Here is a 10,752-nt window from a genome sequence, read left to right as displayed (position 1 = left end):
GAAAAGAGGCACGAACACTGTCAAAACAGCCCTCGCACCTCTTCAAAAAGATATAATCCCTTAATTGTCAAAAAAACGCCCCTAAAAGGACGTCTTTTCATTTACTCTTTATTATTTAACACACTGTGTTTGTAGCCGTAGACTGCATACAAAATTAATCCTAAGACTACCCAGACTAGAAAAATCAGCCATGTGGTTAAAGAGAGTTTTGACATTAACAAGAGGCAAACTACAATACTAACTAATGGTAATACTGGTACAAAAGGTACGCGGAACTCGTCTTTTTGTGGTTGGCCCATGGTTTGGCGCATGCGGATTAAGCCAAACGCCAAAATAACAAAATAGACTAATGCTGCTAAATTGGTCAATTCCGCTAAAACTTGCAAAGGCACCACTCCAGCAAAAATCAAGGCTACTGCTCCCACAAAAATGGTGGCATTTTTTGGTACTTGGTGTTTATGATCTACTTTATTGAAAAATTGCGGCAACAAACCGTCTTTACTAATGGCGTATAACATGCGGGCCAAAGAATAAGTCATGGAGATGATCACTGTCAATAAAGTAATAATTGCTCCCACCGAAATTAAGGCGCCTACCGCATTATGATTGACAAAACGCATGGCAAAAGCTACAGGATCTTTTACATTTAATTCCGTAAAAGGCACCATCCCGGTTAAGACTAACGTCACAACAATATACAAAACAGTAGAAATAATGATGGAGCCGATAATGCCCCGTGGCACATTTTTTTGTGGATCTTTTACCTCTTCTGCCGCCATCGCCACCGCGTCAAAGCCTAAAAAGGCGAAGTAAACCATGGCCCCACCGGCAATAATCCCAGAAGTGCCAAAAGGATTGAAAGGTTGCCAATTACCAGGCTTCACATAGAAAACACCTAGCAACACAAAAATAGCAATCAAACCAAATTTAATAAAGAGCATTAAGTTATTTAAGCGCAATGCTTTTTTCGCTTCTTGACAAACGACAAAGGTCACAAAGATTACCACCAAGACGGCAATCAAATCGACATACGTCCCTTTAGCCGGGTGGTACGCTGAACTTAAAGCTTTCGGCAAGTAGACGCCAAGGCTATTTAAAAAGCCTTGCACATACCCAGACCAACCTGAAGCTACTGAAGAGACCGCTAAGAAAAACTCACAAATGACAATCCAGCCAGTGAGCCAACCGATAATTTCACCAAAAATCGTGTAAGCATAAGCATACGGTCCCCCGATAATCGGTAAACGGGAAGCAAACTCGGCATAACATAAACCAGATAGGGCGACACAAACCGCCGCTAAAATAAAGGAAATAATGAGGGCGGGTCCGGCCATCGTCGCCGCGGCCGTACCCGTTACTACAAATATGCCAGTGCCAACAATGGCCCCGAGACCTAATAAAATTAAATCCAAAGCACTGAGGTTACGTTTCAATTTTCCTTTTTCTTCACCGTGGATAACTAAAGGTTTTTTTCTAAAAACAGACACGTTTTACTACTCCTCCTTGTTAGGGGATCAAACGCCGGCTTTTAGATACCCCAGCAATAAGACGCCACCTATAACTAATAAACAACCGCTAATAATATAGCGCAATTCCAGCTTGGTTTTTTCTTCTCCTAAGATAAAGATACCGCCTAAAGTGGAAATTAAAATACCACTTTGGGAAAGGGAGAAGCTGACAGCTAAACCGATTAATTTCATGGCCGATAACATACAAATATTACCAATCCCCCACAAAAGGCCAGCTGCCATATTGTAAAAAACAACTTTTTCTATTTTAATCTTACGACCAGCAAAAATAAAGGCCCCTAAGACCATCCCTGTTGCTTGGGGTAAAATAACGGCTAAAGGTTCCACACCAGAAGCATTAATGATGGCATTATATGCCGCATAGCCTACCGTTGAAAGCAGTAAAGCCCGCAAGCCTTGACCATAATTATACAAACGATGTTCCGCTTCGGCGATACGCTTAGGATCTTGGCGCGAGGTTAAAACCGAACCTAACACCAAACAAGCTAGGGCTAAAATACCGAAGAGATAATCTCGTTTTGTTTGCCATTCATGAAAGGCAAGAACCCCAATTAAGGTAGTCACAATTAACTGCAAACCCGTAGAGATGGGTAAAGCGGTAGCTACCCCCATTTGCTTCATTCCTTTAAACTGACCATTTTGCCCCAAACTCCATAAAAAGCCCGCAGCTAAACCGACAAAAAATGTTTCTATTGAAATGGCGGGACGCACAATTAACGTAGCACACAAAGCAAAAAACCAAGCACCAAGGGTCATCCCTAACGTCTGCTGGTTGGCATCGCCACCAATTTTTCCACTAACTAAACCAATACTGCCCCAGGCAACCATTGGAACTAAAGCAATTAAGACTCCCATAAGGACCTCCATCTCAAAAAATAAATTTTATGCACTTTTGTGATTGTAACAGTTTCCAGAAAAAATCACAAGATTTTGCAAAAATTTACAGAAAGGAAGGCTGATAGTCGTAAAAATTTAATTCTGGTAAATAGATGGTTACCGTTGTCCCCACTGCTAAAATGGAGCTTACATCTAGTGCGTGGCCTAATTTTTGAGCCAAATTTTTGGCTAAATAAAGACCTAGTCCCGTGGATTTTTGTTCTAAATTGCGGCCATTACTCCCCGTAAAACCTTGGTCAAAAATTCGTGGTAAGTCAGCTGGCGGAATTCCCACTCCTGTGTCGGTAATTCTAATGCCCCGCTTACCGTCAGCTTGAAACAATTCAATCGTAATCTTACCGTTATCCGGCGTGTACTTAATGGCATTAGCAATAATTTGCCGCAAGATAAAGACAAACCATTTAGCATCGGTTAAAACGGTAAAGTCTGCCCCCACAAACTGCAACTGGAGGTGCTTCATAATAAAGTAATTGGCAAAATTTTTCACCGCTTCATGGGCTAGATCAGCTAATGACGTCTCCTGAATTAAGTAGTCTTGGGAAAAAGCGTCTAGGCGAGCGTAATACAAAACTTGTTCCACGTAATCGTTAATATGACCGACTTCATTTTCCATTTGGTAGTAGCGTGCTTCGGGAATATCATCAGCAATCGCTTGTTGCAACAGGTTTAAGGCCGCCAAGGGAACTTTAATTTCATGGACCCAGCTATTTAAAAAATCCCGTTGCTCTTGTTGCCGCTGAATAACTTGGTTAAGCTCCAACTGTTGCCGTTCAATTAGCGCAGCAATCGTTACTTCCACCAAGTGTTGCTCGTTGGTGTGAATATTTTTAAAAATCTGTTCTGGCGTTCGTTCTTTAGCTAGCATAATCAGCTCTTGGTAGTACTGGCGTTTGCGGCCGTAATCCCAGGCTAAAAAAAAGCTCATCATAAAAAATTCTAATAAGAATAAATAAACCGCAAAATCCCACGAGACGCTCAGCTTAGGATAAATCCAAACGAGGAGTAAGGTCAGTCCATAAAAGGCTAACCAGCCCAATAAGACAAAGCCGCGATCTAACAAATAGGTAAAAAAATTCATTTTAGCTTTCATGGCACGAGATAACCTTGGCCGACTTTCGTTTCAATGAAATTCAGCAGTCCTGCCGCTTCGATTTTTTTCCGCAGGCGATTAATATTCACCGTCAAAGTATTATCGTCCACAAAGCGCTCATCTTCCCAGAGGGCCCGCAATAATTTTTCGCGACTCATAATTTTCCCTTGATTTTTCATTAACAAATAAAGCAATTTGTATTCGTTTTTAGACAGGTCCACGCTAGTTCCTTGTACCGTAGCTGAACTAGTATCCACATTGAGGGTCAAGCCGTTATGAGCCAAAGGTTGGTCGGCGGTGGTTTCATTATATTTGTAGCTGCGGCGTAGGAGGGCTTTAATTTTGGCCATTAACACTTCTAGCGAAAAAGGTTTGGTGACAAAATCATCGGCGCCTAAATTCATGGCCATCACCATATCCATATTAGTGTTCCGACTAGAAATAAAAATAATCGGCACTTTAGACACTTCGCGAATTTTTTGGCACCAGTAAAAGCCATCGTAAACTGGCAAATTAATATCTAAAAGGATTAGTTGCGGTGTTTCTCGTAAAAAGTCGGTTAACACATGGGCAAAATCCGTCACGCCATAGGGTACTAACTGCCATTTGGCAATTTCTTCCATTAATAACTGGCGAATTGTCTGTTCATCTTCCACAATCATAATCTTTTGCATCCGCTCTCACTCCTTCTTTTCTATTTTACCAAATTTTCATTTGAAAAAGTGGCCGTAAACTAGATTTTTAATGAAGCTTTTAGGCAAGGGCAACTGTTTAAGCCAATCTTACTTTCTGCCGTTAATAAATAAGGACTGGCGTCTTTAAAAGTTGCCAGTCCTTTAAAATTATTTAGCTAAACCTTGTAAGGTGTTAATTCGTTCGCGAACAGTTTGTAGCCGTTCTTGGTATTGGGTTTCTTTAGCTCGTTCTTCTGCTACCACCGCCGCTGGTGCTTTAGCAACGAAACGTTCATTGGCTAATTTTCCTTGCACCCGTTGGACTTCTTTTTGCCATTTGTCGGCTTCTTTTTCAAGACGGGCGATTTCTTCCGGAATATTAATCAATTCCGCTAATGGTAAATAGAGTTCCGCACCATGAATCACCGCACTCATGGCTAATTCTGGAGCCGTTAAGTCTTCGGCAATCACCAATTCTTCCGGATTAGTGAAGCGTTGAATGTAATGGGTATTCCCTCGTAAAAATTCTCCCACATGTTGAGCTGTTGGTTTAATGAGCAAGGTAATGGCTTTAGAAAGTGGCGTATTGACTTCTGCGCGAATATTCCGTACGGCGCGAATCAATTCCACTAAAACCGCCATCCCGCTAGCTGCGGTGTCATCATTCAATTCCGGATGGACTACCGGATAACTAGCCGTCACAATTGAATCTCCTTCATGAGGGAGTTCTTGCCAAATTTTTTCTGTAACAAAAGGCATAATTGGATGTAATAAGCGTAAAATTTGGTCCAAGGTATACAGTAAGACGCTGCGAGTCGTTTGTTTTTGCGTTTCGTCTTCCCCGTATAAAACTTCTTTACTCATTTCAATATACCAGTCACAAAAATCATCCCAGATAAAGTTGTAAAGAGCACGGCCGGCTTCCCCAAACTCAAACTTATCAAATAAAGTTGTCACTTTTTCAACGGTTTCATTCAGACGGGTTAAAATCCAACGATCTACTACTGTTTTTTCACTAGTTAAGTCGATATCCTTTAAGGTCATTTCAGAAGTATTCATTAAAACAAAACGACTAGCGTTCCAAATTTTATTAATGAAATTCCAGGCAGCATCCATCTTTTCATAGCTAAAGCGGACGTCTTGACCTGGGGTAGAACCGGTAGCTAAGAACCAACGCAAGCTATCAGCGCCGTATTTTTCAATCACATCCATCGGGTCAATGCCGTTACCTAAAGATTTACTCATCTTGCGACCTTGTTCATCGCGAATTAACCCGTGGAGTAAAACATTTTTAAATGGCCGCCGCCCCGTAAATTCGAGACTTTCAAAAATCATCCGACTTACCCAGAAGAAAATGATGTCATAGCCAGTCACTAAAGTGTTATTGGGGAAGTAACGTTTAAAATCAGGATTTTCCGTATTTGGCCAACCTAATGTGGAAAATGGCCATAAAGCACTGGAGAACCACGTGTCTAAAACGTCATTATCTTGGCGCCAATTTTCAATATCTTTTGGTGCTTCCATCCCCACATACATTTCACCTGTTTCTTTATGATACCACGCTGGGATTTGGTGACCCCACCATAACTGCCGGGAAATCACCCAATCATGGACATTTTCCATCCAGGTGGTAAAAGTTTTATTGAAACGCGGAGGATAAAATTCAACAGCGTCACTGGTTTCTTGGTTAGCTAGGGCTTGTTGTGCTAAAGGTTGCATCTTCACAAACCATTGGGTAGAAAGCCGCGGCTCTACCATCACCCCGGTTCGTTCGGAGTGTCCAACGGAGTGGATCATTTTTTCAATTTCAATTAAAGTGCCGTCTTCTTTAAGATCAGCGACCATCGCTTTTCTGGCAGCAAAACGATCCATCCCGGCGTATTTACCAGCGAGTTCGTTCATGGTGCCGTCGTCATTCATCACATTGACCCGTGGCAAATTGTGACGATTCCCCACCTCAAAGTCATTTGGATCATGGGCCGGCGTGATTTTTACTACCCCGGTTCCAAATTCCATATCGGCATGTTCATCGCCAATAATCGGAATTTCTTTGCCCACTAAAGGCAAGATAACTGTTTTGCCAATTAAATCTTTGTAACGTGGATCTGCCGGGTTCACCGCTACCGCCGTATCCCCTAACAGAGTTTCTGGCCGCGTCGTAGCAACTTCTAAAAAGCCAGAACCATCAGCCAATGGATATTGCAAATGATAAAAAGCACCTTCTACATCTTTGTGGATGACTTCAATATCTGAAAGCGCAGTGCGGGCTTTCGGATCCCAGTTAATGATGTATTCCCCACGATAAATTAACCCTTTTTCGTAGAGTTTGACAAAAACTGTCCGTACGGCCTTAGATAAACCATCATCCAGCGTAAAACGTTCCCGAGAATAATCTAAAGATAAACCTAATTTGGCCCATTGTTGGCGAATATTTTCGGCGTATTCGTCTTTCCACGCCCAAACTTGTTCTAAGAATTTTTCCCGGCCTAAGTCGTAGCGACTAATACCTTCTTCGGCGAGTTTGGCTTCCACTTTGGCTTGGGTAGCAATCCCGGCGTGGTCCATCCCTGGTAGCCATAAGGTGTCAAAACCTTGCATCCGTTTTTGGCGGATAATCATATCTTGTAATGTCGTATCCCAAGCGTGACCTAAGTGCAATTTTCCCGTCACGTTAGGTGGGGGAATGACGATACTATAGGGATGTGCTTTTTTGTCTTCACTAGGTTTAAATAAATCTTTGTGTAACCATTCTTCATAACGACCCGTTTCAACTTCATGCGGATCATATTTACTGTTGAGTTCTACCATGAAATGTCCTCCTTTAAAATAAAAAAAGCGTCCTAGTTAAACTAGGACGCTTGCGCGCGGTACCACCTATGTTATAGAAAAATTTTTTCTATCCCTTAAATGTTGTAACGGTCATCACCGAATTTCTCGACTCCCAAGCAACCCGCAAAGCTCTTGTTAGGCCACTTCCACTGACAGGCCCTCTCTTTTAACAAGGTAACTTTACTCCTCTTGTTCCACGTCTTTACCAGTCATTCTACAAAGCTTTGCCTCACTTGTCAAATCTCGCAGGTAAAAAAATTATCCTTTTTGCCACAAACACCCAATTAATTCGCTTTATTCAATTGAAAATTGTTATCGTAGTAAATTAAAGTCTGTAGCTCCGTGGTTAAATCGATGTACTGCACATTCACGCCATGAGGCACCTTTACCCGGTCGGGAGCAAAATTTAAAATGGCGGTAATTCCACTAGCTACAATACTATTAACGGCATCTTGCGCAAAATGCGAAGGTACGGTAGAGATAGCTACGGTAATATCATTGCGCAAAACGGTATCGTTTAATGCACTTAAAGGTTGAATGGTAATCCCGTTAATCGTTTCGCCAAAAAGTGTTGGATTAACATCAAAAGCTGCCACAATGTTCAAATTCTCATTACGCCGAAAATTATTATTCAGTAGTGCTTTCCCTAGATTTCCACAACCGACTAAGGCGATTCTTTTTTCTTCTTTAGTATTTAAAATTTCATTGAAGACTTCAATTAAGTAAGGTACATCATAGCCGTAGCCACTGCGTCCTAGTTCCCCTAAATGAGAAAAATCGCGGCGAATTGTGGCGGAAGGCACTTGGGTCACTTCGCTGAACTCTCGCGATTTAATGCGGACTACCCCAGCGTCATTTAATAATTTTAAATACCTTAAGTATAGTGGAAAGCGTTTCGTCGTCGCTTTTGGAATCGACGCGGTTCTTTTTTCATCAATCATTTTATTCCCTCGTTTGTTCACAAATTCACATTTATAAAGTTAGTTTAGCACCAAGTAGCGTGACATGCAACAACTTCGTGAAAAATAATCAAAAAAGAGTTAGACCTACTGGAGTCCTTTTCTTTCTGTTGGCCCCGTTTGACTTAAAACTAAAGAAAAAAGCCGCACCAATGTCAGGTACGGCAAGACTTTTTTAAAGTAAATCGTCAAAGAGCTGGCTTTCTGCAACCACCGTCTCCTGCTTCTGGACTAGACCATGACGATTAATTTGTGAAATTTTGATACCGCTAACGGCGCGTTCCACCAATTCTTCCACCGCTAAACGTTCCTCATATTGTAAAACTTTTTCCAATTTCGGCCGTGTCTTTGGTTGAGGTGGCGCAAAAATCGTACAGCAATCTTCAAAAGGTTGAATCGCTAGTTCAAACGTATCAATCTTTTGGGCAATCTCGATAATTTCATTTTTATCCATCGTCACTACTGGTCGGATAATGGGTGTGACCGTCACCGCATTAATCGCCACCATGGAAGGTAATGTCTGGGAAGCTACTTGCCCCAGGGATTCACCGTTAATAATCACTAACCCTTTCCGCACTTCTCGCAAACGATCGGTGACCCGCAACATGAAGCGGCGGGTAATGGTCATTAAGTAGCCTTGGGGAACATGCGCTTTGATTTCTTCTTGAATCTCCGTAAAAGGCACTTCAATAAATTGAATACTCCCCACATAAGGAGCTAATTTGGCCGTTAAATCTTGCGCCTTTTGTAAGGCTTGGGGTGAAGTGTAAGGCGGTGAAGCAAAGTGGACAGCTTCGATTTCTACGCCCCGCTTCATGGCTAAAAAGCCCGCCACCGGTGAATCAATCCCACCAGAAAGCATCAACATCCCGCGACCGCTGGTGCCCACTGGTAACCCGCCTGCCCCATTCACCGTCAAGTAGGATAGATACGCTCCTTCACGGCGAATTTCTACCCGCAAAGTCACTTCAGGCTTGCGCATCTGGGCAACAATTGCGGGGAAAGCATCCACCGTCGCATTGCCTAAAAATAAATTCAATTCATTCGTGTCCAAGACAAAGTCGTGATCACTCCGGTTGGTATTAATTTTAAAGGTCAAACCAGGGTGATACACTTCACCTAACATAGTTAAAGCCGTCTTTTTAATCACGTCTAAATCTTTTTCCACTTTGATAACTGGCGAAAAATTTTGAATGCCAAAAATTTCCGTCAGTCGCCGACAAATTTCTGTGCTATCACTACCGTTTAGTAGGAGATGCATCCGGTCGCGGTTACCGTGAATTTTCACCGCAGGAAAATCTTGCAGTGCTTGCCGCACGTTTTGCGCTAAACGTTGAATGAAGGTCTGACGATTTTTACCCTTCGTGGATAACTCGCCATAGCGCACCATAATTTCTGTATATTCCATATCATTCCTCTTTACTTACTAAGATGATTAATCTTACTAAATTTTTCTTGCAAAAATGCCATCTGAATTAAAAACTGTTCCATTTCCGCTAACGTATTGCTTTCATCTAAACTAATCCGTACCGCCGTTTTGGCTTCCCAATCGGCTACACCCATGGCGTGAAGCGTCGAGCTAGGCGTTTTTTTTCGTGAAGAACAAGCACTAGTAGTAGAAATAAAAATTTCTTTTTCTTCAAAGGCGTGGACCACCACTTCACCACGAATATCGCGAATCCCAAAGCATAAAATATGCGGCGCAAAGTTTTCCTCCGTACTTGAATACAAAGTGACTGCTGGGTACTGCGCTAAAGATCTAGCTAAGTAATCGCGGTTCCGCCGCATATGCTGGGCTTTTAGTTCCCAGTCCGTCATGGTCAAACGCAACGCACGAGCCATCGCGACAATCGCCGGAACATTTTCCGTACCCGAGCGCTGATTTTGCTCTTGACCGCCCCCGTTTAATAAAGGCGCTAGTTTGCGACCCGTTTTCCAATAAATGAACCCTACACCTCGTGGCCCATGAAATTTATGGCCAGAAACTGTCGCAAAGTCCACCCGTGGCGTTAACCATTGGCTAGTGGCAATTTTACCAACGGCTTGCACCGCATCCACATGAAAATGAATCGTGGGATAATCAGCTAATAATTCGCTAATGGCTTCAATGGGTTGGACGCTACCAATTTCATTGTTGACGGCCATCACTGAAACTAAAATTGTTTCTTTGCGCAATAATTTAGCCAAGCCCGCTACATCCACAAAACCTTGGGTGTTTACTGGGACAATATCTACGACAAAGCCTAGCTGTTCTAATTGGGCAGCCGTTTCTTTGACGGCTGGATGTTCAATCGCTGAAATAATCATGTGCTTACCAAAAGCATGTTTGGCTAACGCGGTACCTTTTAAAACCCAGTTATCCCCTTCAGTTCCACCAGAAGTAAAAAAGATTTCACTGCTGGCAACGTTTAGCAATTGGGCAATTTGTTTGCGACTTTCTTGTAACAAGCGTTGCGCTTGATTACCCAATTCATGCAAACTAGAGGGATTACCTAAAATTCGTTGACTTGTTTTCACGTAAGTATCTAATACTTGGGGATGAATCTTCGTCGTTGCACTGTTATCCAAATAAATCACAACAGAACTTCCTTCCTTTTGAAAAATGTTCCTTAAAAGAAATCTTTTTTATTATAGCTTGTCTCCTTCTCAGACACAAGCGCCAAAAATAAAAAGCATCAGCGTATTTGCTGATGCTTCAAACTCCGGCAGTAGGACTCGAACCTACGACATCATGATTAACAGTCATGCGCTACTACCAACTGAGCTATGCCGGA

The 10,752-nt window shown here is 42.3% G+C and carries 8 protein-coding genes, 1 tRNA gene and 1 other annotated feature; all 9 genes read right to left on the bottom strand.

All coding sequences use genetic code 11. The features are described 5' to 3' along the window. Positions 1-101 precede the first annotated feature (101 nt). The 9 genes from FFM57_RS09490 to FFM57_RS09450 all read right to left on the bottom strand — a co-directional run bounded on the left by FFM57_RS09490 (position 102) and on the right by FFM57_RS09450 (position 10,752). Complete coding sequence (locus FFM57_RS09490) at positions 102-1,487, bottom strand: APC family permease (RefSeq protein ID WP_137600280.1); 1,386 nt, start codon at positions 1,485-1,487, stop codon at positions 102-104. A gap of 27 nt (positions 1,488-1,514) precedes the next feature. Beyond that, the gene (locus FFM57_RS09485) at positions 1,515-2,384 is read right to left on the bottom strand and encodes a GRP family sugar transporter (RefSeq protein ID WP_137600279.1); all 870 of its coding nucleotides are present in this window, start codon (positions 2,382-2,384) and stop codon (positions 1,515-1,517) included. Between the two features lie 85 nt (positions 2,385-2,469). Then, complete coding sequence (locus tag FFM57_RS09480; RefSeq protein ID WP_137600281.1) at positions 2,470-3,504, bottom strand: sensor histidine kinase; 1,035 nt, start codon at positions 3,502-3,504, stop codon at positions 2,470-2,472. 8 nt (positions 3,505-3,512) lie between these two features. Further along, entirely contained in the window at positions 3,513-4,190 is a 678-nt protein-coding gene (locus FFM57_RS09475) for a response regulator transcription factor (protein WP_137600278.1), read from the bottom strand. A 168-nt stretch (positions 4,191-4,358) separates the two neighbouring features. Then, positions 4,359-6,998 (bottom strand): valine--tRNA ligase, encoded by a 2,640-nt coding sequence (locus tag FFM57_RS09470; RefSeq protein WP_137600277.1) that lies wholly within the window; start codon positions 6,996-6,998, stop codon positions 4,359-4,361. 39 nt (positions 6,999-7,037) lie between these two features. Further along, positions 7,038-7,225 (bottom strand) — a binding site (T-box leader). A 78-nt stretch (positions 7,226-7,303) separates the two neighbouring features. After that, positions 7,304-7,960 (bottom strand): redox-sensing transcriptional repressor Rex, encoded by a 657-nt coding sequence (locus tag FFM57_RS09465; protein WP_137600276.1) that lies wholly within the window; start codon positions 7,958-7,960, stop codon positions 7,304-7,306. Between the two features lie 193 nt (positions 7,961-8,153). Then, positions 8,154-9,386 carry a tRNA uracil 4-sulfurtransferase ThiI gene (gene thiI / locus FFM57_RS09460; protein WP_137600275.1) on the bottom strand — a complete coding sequence of 411 codons (1,233 nt, stop codon included), beginning with the start codon at positions 9,384-9,386 and terminating at the stop codon, positions 8,154-8,156. Between the two features lie 11 nt (positions 9,387-9,397). Next, on the bottom strand, positions 9,398-10,555 hold the full coding sequence (locus FFM57_RS09455) for a cysteine desulfurase family protein (RefSeq protein WP_137600274.1): 1,158 nt from the start codon (positions 10,553-10,555) through the stop codon (positions 9,398-9,400). 123 nt (positions 10,556-10,678) lie between these two features. Further along, positions 10,679-10,752: transfer RNA gene (locus tag FFM57_RS09450), tRNA-Asn, on the bottom strand.

The sequence above is a fragment of the Enterococcus nangangensis genome (genome assembly GCF_005405245.1).
GTDB lineage: Bacteria > Bacillota > Bacilli > Lactobacillales > Enterococcaceae > Enterococcus_J > Enterococcus_J nangangensis.
This window is presented reverse-complemented; position numbering and strand designations above follow the sequence as displayed.